Source organism: Paraburkholderia sp. BR10923 (assembly GCF_040948765.1).
GTDB lineage: Bacteria > Pseudomonadota > Gammaproteobacteria > Burkholderiales > Burkholderiaceae > Paraburkholderia > Paraburkholderia youngii.
Map to the genome: position 1 here is coordinate 1 of NZ_JBFPKO010000249.1, position 244 is coordinate 244.

Here is a 244-nt window from a genome sequence, read left to right on the forward strand (position 1 = left end):
CTTGCTCATCCGCCGGTACTGCTTCGCGTGCGCGTAGCGGCTGATCTGGGTGGCCAGGCGTGGTGCTTCGCGGTTGTAGTTCTGACGCAGTTTCAGGCCGTGCCGCGCAGCTGCCTTCACGAGGTGTTCACGACAGCGCTCCAGCAGTCGCGAGTCAGTCGGATGTGCGATCGCCTTGGGCATCACGGTCGTATCAACGATTACGCGTTTCGCGCTCGACGCCTTGATCACTCCGGCACGCTTC

At 62.7% G+C, this 244-nt stretch carries 1 pseudogene; it reads right to left on the minus strand.

Annotated features, from left to right (window positions below):
• Positions 1–244 (minus strand): annotated as a pseudogene (locus AB3X94_RS42345) (IS5/IS1182 family transposase); the annotation flags it as partial.